This is a genomic window from Kaistella palustris DSM 21579 (assembly GCF_000422265.1).
GTDB lineage: Bacteria > Bacteroidota > Bacteroidia > Flavobacteriales > Weeksellaceae > Kaistella > Kaistella palustris.
Map to the genome: position 1 here is coordinate 212,952 of NZ_KE383812.1, position 20,298 is coordinate 233,249.

The 20,298-nt window shown below is 42.9% G+C and carries 14 protein-coding genes; 10 read left to right on the forward strand and 4 right to left on the reverse strand.

Features of this window, described 5'->3' with window-relative positions:
• The first annotated feature begins 5 nt into the window (after window positions 1–5).
• From porU to H562_RS15045, 3 genes are all read left to right on the forward strand, one after another.
• On the forward strand, window positions 6–3,908 hold the full coding sequence (gene porU / locus H562_RS0111045; protein WP_027377558.1) for a type IX secretion system sortase PorU: 3,903 nt from the start codon (window positions 6–8) through the stop codon (window positions 3,906–3,908).
• A gap of 26 nt (window positions 3,909–3,934) precedes the next feature.
• Window positions 3,935–5,059 (forward strand): type IX secretion system outer membrane channel protein PorV, encoded by a 1,125-nt coding sequence (gene porV, locus H562_RS0111050; protein ID WP_027377559.1) that lies wholly within the window; start codon window positions 3,935–3,937, stop codon window positions 5,057–5,059.
• 80 nt (window positions 5,060–5,139) lie between these two features.
• The gene (locus H562_RS15045; protein WP_034691102.1) at window positions 5,140–7,401 is read left to right on the forward strand and encodes an FUSC family protein; all 2,262 of its coding nucleotides are present in this window, start codon (window positions 5,140–5,142) and stop codon (window positions 7,399–7,401) included.
• Here H562_RS15045 and H562_RS0111060 read toward each other — a convergent pair.
• Complete coding sequence (locus H562_RS0111060; RefSeq protein ID WP_027377560.1) at window positions 7,377–7,988, reverse strand: 4'-phosphopantetheinyl transferase family protein; 612 nt, start codon at window positions 7,986–7,988, stop codon at window positions 7,377–7,379. The two genes, H562_RS15045 and H562_RS0111060, sit on opposite strands and share 25 nt — an antisense overlap.
• Before the next feature lie 52 nt (window positions 7,989–8,040).
• Between H562_RS0111060 and ahcY the strand changes: the two genes are divergently transcribed.
• The 5 genes from ahcY (at window position 8,041) to H562_RS0111085 (ending at window position 12,791) form a co-directional block, all read left to right on the forward strand.
• A complete protein-coding gene (gene ahcY, locus H562_RS0111065) occupies window positions 8,041–9,354 on the forward strand; it encodes an adenosylhomocysteinase (protein ID WP_027377561.1) in 1,314 nt (437 codons plus the stop codon).
• Window positions 9,355–9,597: 243 nt separating this feature from the next.
• A complete protein-coding gene (locus H562_RS0111070; RefSeq protein ID WP_156831994.1) occupies window positions 9,598–10,404 on the forward strand; it encodes a hypothetical protein in 807 nt (268 codons plus the stop codon).
• Window positions 10,405–10,414: 10 nt separating this feature from the next.
• Window positions 10,415–11,251 (forward strand): hypothetical protein, encoded by an 837-nt coding sequence (locus H562_RS0111075; protein WP_027377563.1) that lies wholly within the window; start codon window positions 10,415–10,417, stop codon window positions 11,249–11,251.
• Between the two features lies 1 nt (window position 11,252).
• A complete protein-coding gene (locus H562_RS0111080) occupies window positions 11,253–12,059 on the forward strand; it encodes a hypothetical protein (RefSeq protein WP_156831995.1) in 807 nt (268 codons plus the stop codon).
• A gap of 282 nt (window positions 12,060–12,341) precedes the next feature.
• Window positions 12,342–12,791, forward strand: coding sequence for a hypothetical protein (locus H562_RS0111085; protein ID WP_027377565.1), 450 nt, complete (start codon window positions 12,342–12,344; stop codon window positions 12,789–12,791).
• Between the two features lie 6 nt (window positions 12,792–12,797).
• Here the strand turns inward: H562_RS0111085 and H562_RS0111090 are convergent, their stop codons facing one another.
• On the reverse strand, window positions 12,798–14,150 hold the full coding sequence (locus tag H562_RS0111090) for a DEAD/DEAH box helicase (RefSeq protein WP_027377566.1): 1,353 nt from the start codon (window positions 14,148–14,150) through the stop codon (window positions 12,798–12,800).
• A gap of 52 nt (window positions 14,151–14,202) precedes the next feature.
• Between H562_RS0111090 and H562_RS0111095 the strand changes: the two genes are divergently transcribed.
• Both H562_RS0111095 and H562_RS0111100 read left to right on the forward strand, forming a co-directional pair.
• Window positions 14,203–14,847: a hypothetical protein gene (locus H562_RS0111095; RefSeq protein WP_027377567.1), complete on the forward strand. Its 645-nt coding sequence runs from the start codon at window positions 14,203–14,205 to the stop codon at window positions 14,845–14,847.
• Window positions 14,848–14,957: 110 nt separating this feature from the next.
• The gene (locus H562_RS0111100; protein WP_027377568.1) at window positions 14,958–17,111 is read left to right on the forward strand and encodes an outer membrane beta-barrel family protein; all 2,154 of its coding nucleotides are present in this window, start codon (window positions 14,958–14,960) and stop codon (window positions 17,109–17,111) included.
• A gap of 55 nt (window positions 17,112–17,166) precedes the next feature.
• Here the strand turns inward: H562_RS0111100 and guaA are convergent, their stop codons facing one another.
• Together guaA and purD are read right to left on the reverse strand one after the other, a co-directional pair.
• On the reverse strand, window positions 17,167–18,696 hold the full coding sequence (gene guaA / locus H562_RS0111105) for a glutamine-hydrolyzing GMP synthase (RefSeq protein ID WP_027377569.1): 1,530 nt from the start codon (window positions 18,694–18,696) through the stop codon (window positions 17,167–17,169).
• A 277-nt stretch (window positions 18,697–18,973) separates the two neighbouring features.
• On the reverse strand, window positions 18,974–20,212 hold the full coding sequence (gene purD / locus H562_RS0111115; RefSeq protein WP_027377570.1) for a phosphoribosylamine--glycine ligase: 1,239 nt from the start codon (window positions 20,210–20,212) through the stop codon (window positions 18,974–18,976).
• Window positions 20,213–20,298: the final 86 nt, after the last annotated feature.

Below are 20,298 nucleotides of genomic sequence, written 5' to 3' on the forward strand. Positions count from 1 at the left end.
ACCATATGAAACGCATTTTAACTATCGTTCTTTTCGGTTTATTTTTGACCTTTTCGCACGCGCAAACCATTGCTGTGAAGTGGGAAGGAACCAAAGCCATCGATTACGGAACGTATAAAGTTACCGTTCCTTATTTTAACAGTCCGGGCTTTTCTTATGAGAATGGTTCAGTTTATTACCGTGCTTCGGAAAAATATGTCGGCAGCAATCAGAAAATTACGAATCTGGTCTGGGAAAAGATTTCACCCAAAGATATTTACGATCTAAGCAGGTTCAGTATTCCCAATTCCGAAATTGCGGGAGTTGGATACTCTACAAATCCGTATACCCAGGAGAAAACCACCAACATCAGCGTATCTGCCTTAAAATTTGAAAATGATATTCTTTACCGCCTCGTTTCTTTCAGTATTGTGAAAGGCGGTCCGGAGAACGTGACGGCAAAATCCGTGTCCGAAAAACTTGGAACGACAGAAAATCCTTTAAAGTCAGGAACTTTCTATAAAATTAAGGTCGACAAATCCGGAATATTTAAAATCACCTCTAAGTTTCTGCGTGATAACGGTATTAACCCGGCGAGCATTTCCCCAAAAAATTTCCGGATTTATGGAAACGGTGGCTTAATGCTGCCTGAGCGCAATACTGATTCCCGCTATTCCGCCCTTCAGGAAGATGCAATAAAAATGCAGGGAGAAGATGACGGAGTTTGGAATGAAGATGATTACGCACTTTTCTACGCACAGGGTCCCAATGGATTTAATGTGTATAAAGCGGCCGGAAACGGCACCGGAAACCGACGGACAGAAACGCGGCTCGACACACCATCGAACTTCATCAACCTTTATGATGATTTTGCCTACTATTTTATCAATTTTGATATTGGCCCGGGCAAAAGGGTTGTAGAAGTAGATGCTGCGGCTTCCGGCCAGACCATATCCCGTTATGATGCCTATCAGTTCATTAACGAAGAAAAATACAACCTCATGAAAATCGGGCGGATCTGGACCGGTGACGCCATCAATACCACAAAAACGGTTTCATTTACCACGGGTTCAGCAATCCAGCCGACAGATATAGTACGGTTCCGCAGCAGATATGTGGCTTATCAATCGGCTGGAAATACCATGACGACTAACATTAACAATACCAATGTCCGTAATCAGGTCATTCCTTCCGCTGAAACCAACGAATATATACCGATCGTGTACAGCGGAACTACCACAGGTTTGCAGGGAAACCAGCTCACTTTCAGTTATCAGCCAAATACTGCAGCAAATCCCAATGGGAAATTTTATTTTGACTACGCCGAAGTTCAATACAAAGAAGACCTGAAATTCAACAGCAAACAAATGAATTTCCGGAGTTATGATATTGCTGAAGGAACCGGCACGACCTACACTTTTACGATGGCTGATACAAGTTCGCTGGATTATATTTGGGATGTGTCGGATGTTACAAATGCAGTGAGCAAAAAAAACAAATCCGGCAGCAGCGCGACGTTTACATTTGGCTATAATGCCAGCAGCCCGACTTTTGTAAATGAATTTGTCGCCTTCAAAAGCAGTGAAGCGTATGAACCGGCATTTGTAGGGAAAATTCCCCCACAGGATCTGTCAGGTCTGCAGAACATTGATTATGTGATGATCACGGTTCCGGAAATGATGGGACATGCACAGCGGCTTGCCACTTACTATCAGGATAAATACAGCGTGGCCGTAGTTGATGTGAATAAAATTTACAATGAGTTCAGCAGCGGCGGCAAAGACATTACAGCCATCCGCGATTTTACAACCAAACTGAATACACCAAAAGGAAAGCTGAAATATATTTTCATTTTGGGCGATGCTTCGTTTGATTACAAAGGCAAAGGAAATCCGGGATCGGATATTGTTCCGTCTTACGAAAGCGAAGAAAGCGGAAATTACTCTTCATCCTTTGTGACCGATGACTACTATGGCATGACTGCACCGCAAACCGGCGACAACCCGTCAATACTCGCAAACACACTGCCCGACGTTCCTGTGGGCCGGCTCCCAGCGGCCAATGTGTCTGAAGCAAAACTCCTCATCGATAAAACGCTTGCCTACAATAATGCGCTGCCGGGACAGTCGACACCATTTGGCGAATGGCGGATGAAACTCGATTTTGTGGTCGATGATGATGCCGATAACCAGGTGCCTTTTCATAACACGATGAACGCCTCTTTGGTCAACACGTTTGAAACAGGAACTGTACGCAACGAATATAATGTGCGGAAGTTATATCTGGATGCGTTTCCTGCGCAAACCTCTGCGGGCGGTCAGCGCTATCCGCAGGTGAACCAGGCAATTTCAAATGATGTGGGAAACAGCCTGTATCTCTTCTACTTCGGGCATGGCGGAATTAATGGTTGGGCTCAGGAAAGGGTACTTTCATCCACAGAAATCCAGAACTTTAATAATTATAACAACGTATATTCCCGTTTTCCACTGGTTTCCACCATCACCTGCGAATTTACTCTGTGGGATGATCCCAATACATTTTCTGCCGGTGAGCAGGTCATAAAATCCAAGCAGGGCGGCGCTTCGATGATGCTTACCTCCAGCCGTGCAATCGGTGTGGGTTACGGCGAGGAATTCACTACCATTTTCACCAGGAATTTATTTAAACTTGTTAATGATGACTTCGTAAATATTGGGAACGCTTTTTTACAGGCTAAATATGACAAGGGTTTACACTCCGACCACCTGAAAGTAAATTTACTTGGTGATCCTGCGACCAAATTGAGTCGCCCAAAACCGCTTCTTGTCATTGATGAAATTGAATCTCCAAATGCCGATCACCTTCAGGCGCTGGATTTTGTGAAGGTCAAAGGTCACATCAGAAAAGCAGACGGAACTGTTGACGAAAACTTTAACGGCAGAGTGGCAATAAATATTTTCGATAAAAGGATTAACAAAGAAACACTGAACAACGACAAAGACCCTAGGATGACACCTGTATTAAAATATACAGAGGAAAACGGACCTATCGTAAAGTCTTCCGGGCAGGCGGTAAACGGTGTTTTCAGCGTTGAGTTTTATGTGCCAAAAGACATCAATTATGCAGTTGGCAACGGGCGCGTTCTTGCTTACGCCGATAACAAAGTGTTCGATGTATTCGCAAACCAGGTAAAAAAAATCGGTGGTATAAATCCCGACGGGATAACCGATAACGATCCACCGAAAGTAAAACTGTATATGAACAACATCAATTTCGCCGATGGTGGAATCACGGACCAAAACCCACTTCTCCTGGCGTGTGTGACTGATGATAAAGGAATCAACTCAACCGGCTCGGGAATTGGGCACGATATTACAGTAATCCTGGATGGTAAGATCATCGATACAGTTGTTCTGAATGATTTCTACTTTTCAGGTGACGGAAACGGATGTGCAGATCCCGGCCTGAAGGATTACCAAAAAGGAAATGTGAACTACCCTTTCAGAAACCTCGCGCCCGGCGCGCACCAGCTCACATTTAAAATATGGGACATCAACAATAATTCAACAACGGCTACGTTAAACTTTATAGTTAAGGATGAGGCAGACCAGAATTTGATCGTCAATAAACTTTTAAACTGGCCCAATCCCTTCACCAATAAGACCTACGTACAGTTTGAGCACAACTGCGATGATATGCTTGATGTAAATGTGCAGATCTACACCATCACCGGTAAACTGGTAAAAACCATTACAAGTGTTGTTACCGCAGAACCTTTTTTACAGGGATACCGAACACCCAGAACAGCAATCGAATGGGACGGGAAAGATGATTTCGGAGATGCAGTGGGAAAAGGTACTTATATTTTTAAGATCTTTGCCAAAAGTCAGAATCAGGAAAAATGCAAGGGAACAGCTACAGCAGTAGAGAAAATGGTCCTGTTGAAATAAAAATATAAACGATTAAAATAGACTTTATGACATTAACTAAAAAACTTTTTTTAGGCGTAGGATTAGGAATGAGTGTAGCAGCTTATTCACAGGTTCAGCCGGTACTCACAGGCGCACCCTTCCTGAGGATTTCCCCCGATGCACGTGCAGGAGGTATGGGTGACCAGGGTGTAGCCACAACAACTGACGCTTTTTCTCAGTTCTGGAATGCGGCAAAATATCCGTTCAGCAAAACAACATCGGCGATCGGTGTTAACTATACGCCGTATTTGGGCAAACTTACCAATGACGTTTTCCTGCTTTATGGTGCGTATCACCAGTTTCTAGGTGATGAGGAAAGATCTACTATTTCCGCAAGTATCTATTATTTTAATATGGGCTCCGTAGACCTTACCGATATTGTAGGTTCGGAAGTGGTACAGCTGGGAACGGCAAAACCAAACGAGTTTTCAATTGATGTAGCTTATGGTCTGAAACTGTCGGACACCTACTCCATGGCGGTAACCGGGCGTTTTATCCGGTCGGACCTGTCCGGTGGATTTAACTCCAACAATACGCTGCAGGCGGCAAACTCTTTCGCCGTAGATGTATCCGGATATTTCATGTCTCCGAAACACGCGAGCATCAATGATTTTGAAGGTCGCGCAAAAGCAGGTTTTGCAGTGCAGAATTTAGGACCGCGGTTAGATTACACGGGAGATGATGAGTCAAGATCTTATCTGCCAACAATGGCCCGGTTAGGTGCAGGTTACGATTTGTTTATTGATGATCTGAACCGTGTGGGTGTAAACTTCGAGGCATCCAAACTTTTGGTTCCAGGTCCGGACAATACTGGTAATGTTCCCAATGTGGGTGTTATCGAAGGGATCGGAAAATCTTTCAGCAATCAGAAAAGCATGATGTTCAGCGGTGCTGTGGAATATGAATACGACAATGCATTTGCGATCCGCGGCGGTTACTTCCACGAAAGCGAGGAGCAGGGAGCAAGACAGTACGCTACAGTGGGTGTTGGCTTAAAATATCAGTCTTTTGGGCTGGATATGTCTTACCTCATCAACACATCCAAAGTAAATTCGGCACTGGACAATACCCTGAGATTTGGTTTGACCTGGAACATCGGCGAGGAATCATCGAATGCACAGGATTATTAAGCGTAAAATCTTTTATAAAATCTCGGAAAGTCTCAAGAAATTGGGACTTTTTCTTTGTTCAAAACTTGTAAATTTGTGAAATGAATTACGCCACAGAATTTAAGAAATTTGCAACGAGCCAGTACATCTTTTCAGCCGTGCGAATTACTTTGGCGATTGTAGTTCCCAGTATCATCCTTGCTCACTTTGGATTGTTAAAGGAGTATTTCCTCTTCCCGCTCGCCACCAGTTTTGTAGGACTTACCGATCAGCCGGGTCCTTTTGTACGCCGCAGAAACTCCCTGTTGCTTGCGACCGTATGTTTTCTTTTTGTTTCTGTTGTAGCAAGTCTGCTTCAAAACTTTCCCATACTTATCTATTTCGAAATCATTGTATTAGGCATGTTCTTTTCAATGCTTGGTGTTTACGGCCAGCGTTTCGCCGCGGTAGGATCCCTATCGCTTGTTGTGATGGCGATTTTTATTAATGGACATCTGACCGGTAACAATATCGTTCAGAGTTCTGTTATATTCTTTGCGGGATCGGTCTGGTATATTCTTATTTTTATGGTGGTTTCCCGGATTCAGCCTTACAAGCTCGCGGCACAGATGATCGGTGAAAACTACGTAGAACTGGCAGATTACCTCAGCATAAAATCAAAATTTTATCTGCCGGATCCCGATTTCGAAAAACTTAACATGCAACTGATCGCGCAGCAGGTAAAAATTAAAAATCTGCAGGAGGACACGCGCGAAACTGTCTTCAAAACCCGTAAAATTGTAAAGGAAGCCACCACTACCAGCCGCCTTCTTATGCTGATGTTCCTGAATTCCATAGATCTGCACGAGAAGCTGATGACCTCCGACAGTGATTACCGCAAAATTCAGAAAAACTTTGGCGACAGCGGACTGCTGATTACCTTAAGCGAATACCTGACAACTCTGGCAAATGAACTTACAAACATAGGAATCGCACTGCAGGGTGGAACAAAGGCCAAACCTCTGCGGGATATTGATGAACAGCTAGATATTGTTTTCGGGCAGTATTTCGATCTGCGAAACCGGAAACTCAACGACCAGAATCTGGAGCATTTTATGGTCCTGCGCCTCATTCTGGTGCGCATTACCGACGTGACCGAAGAACTGAAAATGATGTACAAGGTTTTCAGTTCTGACCAGAAACTCGCAAAAAGTCTTTCTACCGGTTTGGATCTCAGTGAGTTTATCCCGAGCCGCAACAAGCTTAACTTTCAGGTTTTCCGCAATAATTTTTCGCTGAAATCTTCGCAGTTCCGCCACTCGATCCGGATTGTACTTGCGCTGCTCATCGGTTATTTCATTTCAACATTTGATTTCCTGGGACTGGGACATTCCTACTGGATCCTGATTACGACCGTCGCAATTATGCGCCCGGCGTACGCAACCACCAAACACCGGAATCGGCTGCGGTTTTTCGGCACGGTTGCGGGTGCGGTATTGGCTTACGGCATGCTTATGACCATTCACAGTGGCACCTTGCTTTTTGCACTCCTCATGCTGAACATGATTTTGTGTTTCAGTTTTTTGAAGGCAAATTATTTCTGGGCGGTTTTATTTATGACCGTGTATATTTTCCTTAGTTTTAATTTTCTGCGTCCGGGAAATGTAAATATGATCTTCAAAGACCGGATCCTGGATACACTTATAGCAGGAATTGTGGTATTTGCGATTTCTTATTTTGTGCTGCCCGTCTGGGAACACACCCAAAATCTTGAGTTTATGCAGAAATCGTCAAAAAGTAATCTGCGCTATTTTGAAACTGTAATGGAGTTTTTCAAAAATAAAGATGCCTCGCTGCAGGAATATAAACTGAGCCGTAAAGATGCGATCATAGATCTGGCGAACCTTTCCGATAACTTCAACCGCATGATCTCGGATCCAAAAAATCAACAGAAAAAGATGGAGCATATTCACCAGTTCGTGAATACGGCACACCTTATTACCGCCTACACCGCCTCCTTTGCCCAATACCCCAAATCAGCCAAAGATTACCCGGAAATTGATTTTGACGGTTGGGCGCGCAAGATTTCGGCTGAACTTGGACGTACCGACAAAATCCTACATCAGGAGAAATTTGATAAAGAAATTGCAAAGGAAAGTGCGCTGCAGCCTGAGGATTCTGTGGAACGGCTGATGGAAATACGGCGCCGGGAAATCCGCGAAAACGAGATCTCGGACCGGCGCGACCAAAACCGGATCACTCACCTCACCGAGCTGAAAAACCTGCAGGAGATCCTGGAACTGATTTACGATGCCGCAAAAGAGCAGCGTAAAGGCACAGAAAAACTCGAGCCCGAAATTCAGTCTACAATAGTCAAAACGTAATTATCGAAAAATTCTACTCTCGCCGTATAAAGGTCAGAAACATTTTCATCGTGAACTCTACAAAGAATCTGGTAAGGAGAATCCAGCCGAAAAGGTTTTACTTCATAATGTTTTTTCAAAGACCAATAGTTGGAATGGTGGATTTTGTACAGACTTTCCTTTAGCGACCAGATCACCGTCAGATATGCGACTTCCTTATCTGTTTCTATAAATGCAGTTTCACTTTCCTCTACAAACTTATGCCGGATCCTTTTAATTTTTGGATTGAAGGGTTCGATATCGATTCCCACTTTATTCTTCGATATCGCCAGCGCAGCAAACGGAAAGGAATGCGTGATAGAAATTTCGAAATCATTGGGAAATAAATACGGAACTCTCTCTTTATAAAGGATCTTATGACCTGGCAATACAGATTTGAGGATTTTGCGGATGAGAAGCAATTCTTTTAGCTTTACGGGATGGTAACCTTTTACGCGTTCATGGTTTTCTTCCTCGAGCAGTGCCGCCGGATTTAAATCTTCGTGCTCATCATATTTCCAAAGCAGAATCTTCGCATTTTCATCGGAAAAATCTCTGTAAAGCGGCATATTTTGTAGTGGAGAATTTAGTTTGTAAATTTGCACAAAATTTTTGAATTAGATGAATACCACTACACAATACATTCCTTATAAAGTTAAGGACATTTCCCTCGCAGACTGGGGCAGAAAAGAAATACAGCTTGCGGAAGCTGAAATGCCCGGTTTAATGGCGATCCGCGAAGAATACGGCCCGTCTCAGCCTTTGAAGGGTGCACGGATCGCAGGCTGTCTTCACATGACGATCCAGACCGCCGTACTGATCGAAACCCTGGTTGCCCTGGGTGCCGATGTTACCTGGTCTTCCTGCAATATATTCTCCACTCAGGATCACGCAGCTGCGGCAATTGCTGCGGCAGGAATTCCTGTGTATGCCTGGAAAGGCATGAATGAAGAGGAGTTTGAGTGGTGTATCGAACAGACCATTTTCTTCGGCGAAGACAGAAAGCCATTAAACCTGATCCTGGACGATGGCGGCGACCTTACCAATATGGTTTTCGATAAATATCCGGAGCTGACGAAAGACATCAAAGGACTTTCTGAAGAAACAACCACGGGCGTTCACAGACTTTATGAAAGGATGCAGAACGGCACTTTGGTGATGCCTGCCATCAATGTAAATGATTCGGTTACAAAATCGAAATTCGATAACAAATATGGCTGTAGAGAATCCGCTGTAGATGCGGTACGTCGGGCGACTGATGTCATGTTGGCCGGTAAAAGAGTTGTTGTTTGCGGTTACGGAGATGTAGGCAAAGGTACAGCGGCGTCTTTCCGCGGCGCGGGCTCGATTGTAACGGTTACCGAGATCGATCCGATCTGCGCACTGCAGGCTGCTATGGATGGTTTTGAAGTTAAAAGACTGGAAACTGTTGTGGAAAATGCTGATATCATTATCACTACAACCGGAAACTACAATATTGTACGTGCAGAGCATTTCAGGAGAATGAAAGACAAAACCATTGTTTGTAACATCGGACACTTCGATAATGAACTTGATATGGCCTGGCTTAATGAAACTTACGGTGATACAAAAACCGAAGTGAAACCTCAGGTCGACATCTATAATATCGACGGTAAAGATATCATTATACTGGCAGAAGGCCGTTTGGTAAATTTAGGCTGTGCTACAGGACACCCTAGTTTTGTAATGAGTAACTCCTTCAGCAACCAGACCTTGGCACAAATCGAACTTTGGACCAACAGTTCGGCGTACAAAAACGAAGTGTACACATTGCCGAAAAAACTGGATGAAAAAGTAGCGATGCTCCACCTTGCGAAAATTGGTGTGGAACTGGAAACACTAAGCGACGCGCAGGCAAAATACATCGGTGTAGAAGTTGAAGGTCCGTACAAACCTGAATACTACAGATACTAAACTTTAATTTGCGAAAGCATTTTATTGATAATAAGCTTCGGATTTCCGGGGCTTTTTTTATTCCTGTTTTTAAAATTTGTCCTTTTTTAACGGAAATATAAAACAATCCTACAAGATATCTGAAATGTAGAATTCCCTCTACTGTTCAGAAAGAAAAGGTGTTTTCACGGTATTGAATAGGTGATTAAACAAGAACCATTTTTCATTAAGGAAAGTACATTTGTAATACACAAAATGAAAATGATGAAAAAAAATCTATTACTGGGATTCCTGGTATATTTTGGTATATACAATGCCCAAACAGGAATAGGCAATAACGTCACTTCAATCAGTTCCTCTGAAGCGCTCAGGATTGCATCTCCTAACAAAGGAGTTTTAGTACCGAATGTTTCAATTCCCGATTTAAATGGTCCGGCACCAGTCACCTTGCCCACAACTTCACTATTGGTATACAATACAAATACAGCTACGGGAAAGGGGTTTTACTTTTGGAATGTGACCAAATGGGAACCCTATCTGGATACCACGAATATTTATAAATATCTGAAAATACTTCGCTCCGAAAGCTTAGTATCAACCGGCGGCGTACAGGACAACACTCCAATTACAGGTGTCTCTTATACACTTGGCGAAGCACCGGCAGCACATGAGTTTCAACTGATTCCGGGACTTTCGCAAACAATCTCGCTTTATTCTCCGCAAAACTCGGTTTCTATCACGGGAAACGGCGTCGTGCAGATCAATTCCACTGCATCCGACAACACATTTATGAGTTATTCCGTAGGCCTGTTTGTAGATTCCAAGTTAGCAGGGGTCAGAAACTTTTTGATCAGCGGCAACGATACGTGCCTGTACAACGACTACAATGTCTTTTTCAATTTAAGTAATCTGTCTACCGGTGGTACTCATCTTATTGAACTTAGGGAAACACTTCGGGTTTCTGAAGTCAGCGGCCAGACGATTACCTTCGGCAGCGCACAGTCCGGATGCAGCAATCTAAGCCCACTCATGGGAAAAAGCCTGATGAATATTCAAATTTCACAACAATAAAAACACTACGATGAAAAATATATTTATCCTTTTGTTTCTGCCCGCAGCCTCCGCGCTTTTCGCGCAGGTAGGGATTAATACCACAGCGCCTGACCAGTCGGCAGCCCTGGATGTATTTGCGACAAATAAAGGCGTATCCCTTCCTTTAATCGCGCTCAGCAGTAAAACCGATGTGGCTACCGTACCTGGACCACAGGAATCCCTGCTTGTTTATAACACCAACGATGCACTTATCGGAAAAAAAGGCATTTATTTCTGGGATGGTGCAATGTGGAATTATTTCTTTAATGACCTGAACCAGATCAGTTTGTTGAATCAGACGGTATACTACTCTGCAAATTCATCCGCAGCAGAAACTTTCAGCAGATCCCCGTCCAATCAATTCTACGGATACAGCGCTCATGCGGCTGGCGAACCCCTTTCCGCACAATGGACTGTATTGGGAGGACTGACCAAAACCATCACCGTAGACCGGGCTGTAAATGATGTGCTGATGAATGCCAACGGAATGTTCCAAGCTAATAATACCTCATCTCAGAACACCAGCGGAGTCGCCACAACAGTTGGTTTTTTCGTAGATGACAAACTGGTTGATGTAAAGCCTCTTTTTCTGGATTTTCAATCTCCGTGCTCTTACAGGCAGTTTGCCACTTATGGCATCGCAAAAAATCTGAGTACAGGAACACACACCGTGAAATTCGCCATCCGGAATATTTCATCACCAGCCATCTCAACGCTGACAGTTACATATGGTGGGCCTAACCCAGGTTGCTCACCTGCCACAATTTCGAGCTTCGAAGCTGCTTTCAGCAGCACGATCATCATTAACCAACCTTATGCATTCTAAGATGAAAACACAAATATATTCAGTTTGTCTAATCCTGGCACTCAGTTTTCCGGTGAAATCACAGGTATTGATCACCTCGAACAGTTCGGGATTAACTACACCCGATGCAAGTGCAGTTCTGCAGGTGCAAGATGCAAACCGTGGTATACTTCTACCCCGAGTGCCCTTATCGGGCCCCGCGGACAACAATACAATTCTCACGCCGGTTCAGGGTCTGATCGTGTATAACACCACTCAAGGGCAACTCAACTTTCGGGATTCCAGCCAGTGGAATAAAGTATTCGAAACAGCAGACGGCCTGGCGCTCATCAAAGCAACAGAGAACTTTTCGGGAGCTTCCACGGTTAGCAATACAATCACTACATTTCCGAGCACAATGCCTTTATTTAATTTAGATGATTCCCCAACCGGCTGGACTAATCTTGGATCTGCCTCTACAATTAATGTAACAAAAGCAGTAAACACCAATTATATTATAGCAGAAGGAATGGCCCAGATTAATAATGATACGGCGACGAACCAGGAATTTCAGTTTGCCATAGGTGTATTTGTGGACGGCAAGCTAAAAATTGCCCGAAAGTATACAGCAGTAGGTAAGAATTTCGTCTGCAACTGGAAAAAATTCAGTCTGTCCGGGGTTTTCGATAACCTTTCCGTTGGTTCCCACACCGTTTCCATCTACGGCAGGAACTTACCCAAACTCACGACTGGGTACAGCTCGATTACCTACGGCGGAAATACCTCTAACTGTTCCAATATCAATAATGACATGGCCAGAATTTTTATAACAGCACAGTTAACACAATAGATTTCTCTGAACACAAATGATGATGAAACTCCGCAAACTCCTGTTTGTGGGGTTTTTTTTTCAATATCGCGAACTAACTTCTAACTCGGGACCGAACGATTTTCTTACAGAAATATTTTTGAAAATCCACCGACGAAGAAAACGCCTGATACATTTTGGAGTCAGCGATTAAATTCCTTAAATTTAGAAATGAAAAATTTCCCCGTATATTTTATTTAAAATAATTTGTTTACTGAAAAACATCTGTTTGGTGGGGGAAAATTGATAAACAAAAATAAATAAATGAAAAGACACGAAGCACTTGTACAGTTAAGCCGCGATCACCACTTTGGTCTTCTGCTATGCTGGAAATTAAAAGAAGGGTTAAAAAGGAATATTTCTCCGGAACGCATGTCGAAATATATAAACCTATTTTACCTCCAAAACTTAAAACCACATTTTACAGAAGAGGAAGAAACGATCTTCAAAGTTTTAGGTGAAGAACATCCGCTGATTAAAGAAGCTGTTTCGCAACATAACACCTTTCACGACATGGTGGAGAAAGGCTTTTTGACTCCTGAAGAAATAGAAAATTTCCGTGCTTTGCTGGAACTTCACATCAGAACCGAAGAAAGGCAGATCTTTCCCGAAATAGAAAAACAGGCGACCGATGAGCAGCTGCAAAATCTGCTAGAGCAGCACTACCCGGAACTGAAAGAACCGGATTACGATGATATATTCTGGAAAGACTGATAGACGCTACTTTTTCCGTTTGGCTTTTGACTTTGCTTTTTCCTGAGCGCGGTTTGCACCGATCTTTTTCGGAATCTTTCGGGCATGTGGACCACCCCAGTTTTCTTTTTTATTCTTGTCTTTTTTCTCGTGGAATGCACCGCCGCCTTCTTCCAGTTTTACAGTGTGGGCATTCTTCATCTGGATCTCGTCTTTTTCAGAAGCAATTTTAACCGGGTTGACCTTTACTTCGGCAGGAAAATCGCGGAAGGTCAGTTCCTTGTTCATCAGCACTTCTATTTCCAGCAACTGCGCTTCCTCTTTGCGGGTCACAAACGAAACCGCCACACCGTTTTTGTCGGCACGGCCGGTTCGCCCGATACGGTGGATATACTGTTCAGGAACATCAGGGATTTCAAAGTTAATGACATGGGTAATATCTGAAATATCCAGTCCGCGCGCCATAATATCGGTGGTGATCAGCCCGCGCACTTCGCGATTTTCAAAACTGCGCATCGCATTGAGACGGTAGTTTTGGGATTTATTGGAATGAATCACATCAAATTGTTCAGGAAAAAGTTCTTCAATTTTTGTGTGAAGTAAATCCGCGTGCTTTTTATTATTGCAAAAAATTAAAACTTTAGAAAAATCCGCATTGGTTTTCAGCAAATATTCGAGCAGATTTATTTTTGTGTTAAAGTTTTCGACTTTGTATGCGATCTGCTCAATTTTTTCCAAGGGAGTTCCTGATTTTGCGAGTGAAATTTCTACAGGTCCCGCGAAATATTCCTCCAGCAAAGCATCTACAGCTTCAGTCATTGTCGCGGAAAAAAGAATGTTCTGGCGCTTTTCCTTCATCATCTGGAAAATGTGCGTAAGCTGCGCCTTAAAACCCAAATTAAGCATTTCGTCGAATTCATCAATGATCAGTTTCTGCACTTCTTTTAGTGAAATTGCGTTATCGATGGCGAGATCCATCACGCGGCCCGGCGTGCCCACCAAAATATCGCAGCCGTCATTAAACAAAAGCTTTTGCGTATTGATGTTTTTACCGCCATAAATTCCGATAACACGCGCGGTCATATTTGCGGTTAAATTTTGCACAATTTCTGAAACCTGCACCACAAGTTCGCGCGTTGGAACCAGAATAAGAACGGTTGGATTTCCGCTTTTGTTGAATTTCCAGGATTTTAAAACAGGCAGCAGGTAGGCCAGGGTTTTTCCCGTTCCCGTTTGCGCAATTCCCATGACATCGCGCCCGGAAAGGATCGGTTTCAAACTTTTTTCCTGGATCGGAGTGGGTTCAAACAGATTTGAATCGGCGAGTACATCGAGAATTTTTTCCGGCAAACCGAAATCGGCAAAAGTCGTTTTTTCCATGGCGCAAAGATAGGTTTTTTGACAGGATTTAAATATTTTGTACTTTGGAAGCATGAGAACCTTGCTTTTTTTCGCTTTTTTTTTAATGGTTTCGTGCAACGATAAAGATAATAAAACATCAACTTCACCGGGAACGAAACCATTGCCGGATGCTGTTTCAGCTGCTAAAACACAGGACAGTTTACTGATCAAGTGGACCGATTTTTACAAAAAAGAGAATCCGGATTTTAACGCTGAGTCATTTGAACTGCAGGAAACCGTTCCTATTTCCTTCGCAGAATCATCAGTAAAAATCTTAAATGAAAAAGGGTTCAACGAAATTTACAAACCTTTTCTGATCTTTAATAAAAGCGGAAATCAGTATCTGGATTTCGACAGTTATCATTGGTTCGCAGCCAAAGACGGTTTTGCCAGCTTCAGCGCCGACCAGGAAGTTGCGCTTATCGATCTGAAAGCAAAGTCGGCAAGACAGATCGCATTCTTGGGACCATCTTATCAGGTAGAGGAAGCTTACTGGAAAGGTGATTCGGTCGCTGTAATACTTGGGAACTCATCAGAGAAAATACCTTTTAAAACCGAATTCAACTTTAATAATAATACGCGGCGATATTTTAAATATCCCGATACGCTGAATTTTGCGTCGTCTTATTATCAGTCGAGGCTAAAAGGAAAAGGGATTAAGACCGATCAGTTCTAATTATTTCTGTTCTGCCTGGTAACATTCAGATTTTATGTTACACTCATAAAAGTCCTGTTAAGATGTAACAAAAGTCTACACGGGATTGTCTTTAGAACATAAACTATTGAATGAAATTTATACTTTTTACCGCTCTATTTTTTTGCTCAGCAATCTCTACAGCACAAACGAAACACGACAGCATAAAACAAAAAAATCTGCAGGAGGTTGTTGTAATCGGTAGAAAACCGACGGTTGAAAGTAAAGCCGACCGCACGGTCTTTAATGTAGCCAACAGCTCAGTTCTGTCGGGAAACACAACATGGGAAGTGCTGAGAATGACTCCGCTGGTCAGCATCGATAATAATGACGTGATCAGGGCAGAAGGTGAAAGTGTAACAGTTTACATCAACGACAGAAAATCAATTTTCAGCGGCAAAGAATTAAAGGAGTATTTACAAACCGTTCCTGCCGAAAATCTGATGAAGATCGAAGTGATCACAAGTCCCTCTGCTAAATATGAAACTGCAGGAGAAGTGATTAATATTGTTTTGAAAAAGCTGCTGAATGAAGGCGTAAAAGGAAGTCTGACCTTCAATAATTCACAAAACGCCAAAAACTCCCAGTATTCCAACCTGAATATCAATTATCATAAAGGAAATTTCACCCAGTCCATCTCCGGCAGTTACAGCGACAATACACGGCTTTCAAAAAGTGAAAGTGAAAATTTTATTTACAACGAACGTTCATTAACCAAAATTTCAACGGAAAGCACTGAATTGGGAAAATCGCCTTCCTTTTCAACTGCCGCGGAACTTGAACTGAACGAAAAAAATACGATCGGACTCATTTCGGAATTTGCGCAAAACAACAGAAATTCTTTTGCCTCTGCTTTCGGAACTGTGTATGCAGACGGCAATCTGCAGAATTTCTATTCGCAGGAACAGAATCTCAGCGGCTATAACCGAAATCTGGGAAATAACATATTTTACAAATATTACGACAAAGAGAAAAATAAAATTTTAGATCTGAACGCGGGATTTAATTACGATTCCAATTCAGATACCAACGATCATATTTTAAACCGCAGCAATACGTTGATTCCTTCCGGAAACCGAATTATGGCCAATAATGAGAACCGGGAATATTACCTGAAAGCTGATTATTCGCAACCTTTGGGTAAATCTGAAAGTCAGTTGGAATTTGGCGGAAAAATCGATTTCAGAAATAATGTTATCCCTTACGGTTATTTTTCGCTTAGCGATAATTCGTTTGTATACGACGGAAACAGGAGCAATAACTTCCACTACAGCGAGAATCTGAATTCGGTCTATATGAACTTTTCGAAGACCTATTTTCAAAAACTCGAAACGAGAATTGGTTTGCGTTATGAGTACATTTATTATAAAATCAGGCAGGATGTTGGCGGTATTGAGAGGACAGATTCCTACGGAACATTTCTTCCCAATTTATTGCTGAAATACACATTCAGCGAAAATTACAATTTAAGTGCGACCTATAATCACAATTTGTGGCGGCCCTGGTATTCGGAATTCAATCCTTTTTTACTGCCCAATGATGACGGCACATTTTACCGCGGAAACCTGGAGCTGCAACCGAATCCAAGCGACAGGATCGGCGTGAAACTGGGATTGTTTAAAAAGTATTTTGTATCTGCCAACTATTCATTTACCGACCGGGATTATTGGGACAGTTATTTTACCGAAGACGGCAAAACCATTTCGATGCCGGTTAATTTTAATGGGAAATCCGAGCGATATTCTTTTAATCTGCATACCAACCAAACCTTCTTGAAAAATAAGCTGAACATCAATTTAAATTTCGGTCTTACTTACAGCGACAACAGTGATTTTAATAAAAGGAATGATCTGGAGATCCAAAGTTATTTTACCAATCTTAATGGCTCTTCGAATATTTCTTATACCAATCTTTTTAATAAAGACATCAACATCAACGCGTGGGTTGGCGTTTTTACACAAAACAACGGCAATACCTTCAACAATAAACCGAATGTTTTTCACAACATGTCGGCCACTAAAATATTTAAGAAACTTGGTTTAGAAACCACGCTTCGGCTGGTAAACCCTTTTGCAAAGCTGAAATTCGACAATACGACCTACGCACCGATCGGAACTTTCAGAAACCGCTCCCAACTCGACTATCACGGAATTTCGGTTTCAATCGTAAAGCGTTTCGGCAATCAGAAAGTAAAGGAAAATACAAAAACCGACGTTGAAAAAGAAAGTGGCGGCGGAAAAAATTAACAAAAAAAAAGAAGCAGAACAAGCCTGCTTCCTTATTTGTTATTTGTAATCCAGATTATTCCCACTCGATGGTTGCCGGCGGTTTGCTGGAAATATCATAGGCCACACGGTTGATGCCGCGAACTTCGTTGATGATGCGGTTCGACACATCTTCCAAAAAATCCCACGGAAGTTTACTGAATGTGGCAGTCATAAAATCGGTGGTATTTGCAGAGCGAACAACTGCGGTATATTCGTAAGTCCGCTCATCGCCCATGACGCCGACTGATTTTACAGGCAGCAAAACCACGAAAGCCTGCGAAACGGTTTCATACAGTTTGTTTTTGTACAGTTCTTCGATGAAGATGTCATCTGCCTCCTGCAGGATCCTAACTTTTTCCTCATCAACTTCTCCCAGAATCCTGATCCCCAAACCGGGACCAGGGAAAGGATGGCGGTGAACCAGATGATGCGGAATGCTGAGTTCCTCTCCTACTTTGCGAACTTCATCCTTAAAGAGTTCCCGCAAAGGTTCCAGTAACTGAAAATCCATTTCCTCGGGAAGTCCACCCACATTGTGATGCGATTTAATGACAGACGACGGTCCTTTTACGGACTGGCTTTCAATCACATCGGGGTAAATTGTTCCCTGTGCCAGGAATTTTGCACCTTCAATCTTATGTGATTCCTCATCGAAAACCGAGACAAACTCATTGCCGATGATCTTTCGTTTTTGCTCGGGATCAGAAATTCCCTGTAACTTCGACAGAAATCTTTCGGAGGCATCAATCATCTTAATCTTTAGATTGAAATGTTCGCCGTAGTTTTTCATCACCTTTTCTCCTTCCTCTTTTCGCAGAAGTCCGGTATCCACAAAAATGCACTGCAGCTGATCACCAATCGCCCTGTGAATTAAAACCGCCGCCACAGAAGAATCTACACCGCCGGAAAGTCCCAGGATCACTTTCTGGTCGCCTACTTTTGCTTTAATGGCCGCAACAGTTTCATCGATATAGTTGGTGAGTTTCCAGTTTTTGGGTGCGCTGCAAATTTGGAACACAAAATTTTCGATCATCCTTGCGCCTTCTTCGGTATGCGAAACTTCCGGGTGAAACTGTACACAGTAGATTTTTTTTGATTCATCGGAAATCGCAGATATCACATCGGTGGTTCCGTTGATCACGAATCCTTGCGGGGCGGTTTCCACTTCATCGAAATGGCTCATCCACACCGTAGAAAAACGGCTTACCCCGGAGAGTAAAGCGTTTGATTTCTGGACCTGAAGTTTGGCTTTGCCATATTCACCTTTAATTCCTTTTTTTACTTTCCCGCCTAATAAGTGCGCAGTAAGCTGCATACCGTAGCAAATTCCCAGTACAGGAATTCCCAGGTCGAAAATTGCTTTATCTACAAGATGGGCATTTTCTATATTCACCGAACTTGGTCCGCCGGAAAGAATAATTCCCGAAGGCTGCCTGGCGCTAATTTCGTCTAAAGGTGTATTAAAGGGTAATACTTCTGAGTACACGCCCAGTTCGCGAATTCGCCGGCCAATGAGCTGGTTATACTGTGATCCAAAGTCGAGGATGATGATTCCGTTTTGCATATTTTGTTATTGCTGATGAGTGGTGAGTGATGAATTATATTTAAAAGGTAAAAACGCCTTTCGGGTTGATTTAAAATGTTGTTTCTTACGTCTTTTTTTGATCTTTTCGGTTTTATTCGCAGAATTAATTCTCAGTGAAAAACCCTAGCCCTGATCGCAGCGGAAATCCCGGAAGGCCGCGCGATCCGCCGTGGCGGAGAGCGCGGACTGAGGAATTGCAGCGGAGAGCAGGAAAAAGCTCCAAAAAAAAAGACGTGAAATTTCACGCCTTCTTTTATTAAAATTTTCCGATGTCGTGGCGGTAAAAACCGTAATCGAATTTTATGGTCAGCGCATCTTTATAAACTTTGTCGCGCGCCTCCCCGTAAGTGGCGCCCGTAGCGACCAGACTTAAGACGCGGCCACCCGAGGTGAGGATCTTATCGCCAAGTGCTCTTGCGCCCGCAAACAGAACCTCACTGTTTTCTACTTTGTCGAGGTTTTTGATCTCAAATCCTGTTTCGATCACGCGCGGATATCCGCCGGAACACATCACAAGACAAACTGCTTTTTCATTTTTCCACTTAAGGTCGATCGGTTTGCCTTCCAGGCAGTCGATGATGACATCATAAAGCGAGTTTTCCATCAACGGGAAAATTACCTGCGTTTCCGGATCACCCAGGCGAAGATTATACTCCAACAGATAGGTTCCGTCAGCAGTCACCATTAATCCAAAGAAAATAAAGCCTTTGAAGTGGATGTCGGCCGCATTGAGGCCGGCAAGTGTAGGTGCCAATATGTTTTCCTGAAAATCTTTGTAATGCTCGGCCGTAAATTCCGGACTTGGTGCCACGCTTCCCATGCCGCCGGTATTTGGACCGTAGTCACCGGTCTCGGCTTTTTTGTAATCTTTTACAGGAATGCACGGAAAAAGCTCTGTTCCGTTAGCGAAAGCGATTATAGAAGCTTCAAACCCACGCAGATATTCTTCGATAACCAGCTGAATTCCGGCGTCCCCGTAAATACGCTCGATCATAAATTTGTGAATGGTGGCTTCTGCTTCGTTAAGATCCTCGGCAATCACCACGCCTTTGCCGCCGGCAAGTCCGCTGGCTTTGATCACGATTGGGAATTTCAGGTTCCTCACATAGTCGATCGCATCGTGATAAGCATCAAAAACAACCGCTTTTGCAGTTTTAATATTATTGGTCTGCATGAACTTTTTGGAGAAAGCTTTGCTGCCTTCTAAAAGTGCGGTCTTTCTGCGCGGACCGAAAATTTTGAGATTATGTTTTTTGAATTCATCTACAATCCCTTCTACCAAAGGCGCTTCGGGACCTACAATGGTAAGGTCGATCCGCTCTTTGATGGCAAAATCGCGCAGACCTTCCACACTGTCTTCATACACATTCTGTCCCAGTTTTGCAGTTGTAGGATTGCCTTTGGCAAAATACATTTTAGAAATCCGTTTATCGTCTTTCAGTTTTACAGCGATTGCTGATTCTCTACCGCCGTTTCCTACGATTAATATTTTCATGTGGTCTGTTTAATTAGAATATTACAAAATTACGAATTTGAAAACGTATTTCAAATGCAGGTCTAAATAAAAGTTATTAAATGTTG

What these genes read in the sequence shown, in the direction of transcription:
- porU (WP_027377558.1), top strand. Translation starts at nt 6, where the DNA reads ATGAAACGCATTTTAACTATCGTTCTTTTCGGTTTATTTTTGACCTTT.
- porV (WP_027377559.1), top strand. Translation starts at nt 3,935, where the DNA reads ATGACATTAACTAAAAAACTTTTTTTAGGCGTAGGATTAGGAATGAGT.
- H562_RS15045 (WP_034691102.1), top strand. Translation starts at nt 5,140, where the DNA reads ATGAATTACGCCACAGAATTTAAGAAATTTGCAACGAGCCAGTACATC.
- H562_RS0111060 (WP_027377560.1), bottom strand. Translation starts at nt 7,988, where the DNA reads ATGCCGCTTTACAGAGATTTTTCCGATGAAAATGCGAAGATTCTGCTT.
- ahcY (WP_027377561.1), top strand. Translation starts at nt 8,041, where the DNA reads ATGAATACCACTACACAATACATTCCTTATAAAGTTAAGGACATTTCC.
- H562_RS0111070 (WP_156831994.1), top strand. Translation starts at nt 9,598, where the DNA reads ATGAAAAAAAATCTATTACTGGGATTCCTGGTATATTTTGGTATATAC.
- H562_RS0111075 (WP_027377563.1), top strand. Translation starts at nt 10,415, where the DNA reads ATGAAAAATATATTTATCCTTTTGTTTCTGCCCGCAGCCTCCGCGCTT.
- H562_RS0111080 (WP_156831995.1), top strand. Translation starts at nt 11,253, where the DNA reads ATGAAAACACAAATATATTCAGTTTGTCTAATCCTGGCACTCAGTTTT.
- H562_RS0111085 (WP_027377565.1), top strand. Translation starts at nt 12,342, where the DNA reads ATGAAAAGACACGAAGCACTTGTACAGTTAAGCCGCGATCACCACTTT.
- H562_RS0111090 (WP_027377566.1), bottom strand. Translation starts at nt 14,150, where the DNA reads ATGGAAAAAACGACTTTTGCCGATTTCGGTTTGCCGGAAAAAATTCTC.
- H562_RS0111095 (WP_027377567.1), top strand. Translation starts at nt 14,203, where the DNA reads ATGAGAACCTTGCTTTTTTTCGCTTTTTTTTTAATGGTTTCGTGCAAC.
- H562_RS0111100 (WP_027377568.1), top strand. Translation starts at nt 14,958, where the DNA reads ATGAAATTTATACTTTTTACCGCTCTATTTTTTTGCTCAGCAATCTCT.
- guaA (WP_027377569.1), bottom strand. Translation starts at nt 18,696, where the DNA reads ATGCAAAACGGAATCATCATCCTCGACTTTGGATCACAGTATAACCAG.
- purD (WP_027377570.1), bottom strand. Translation starts at nt 20,212, where the DNA reads ATGAAAATATTAATCGTAGGAAACGGCGGTAGAGAATCAGCAATCGCT.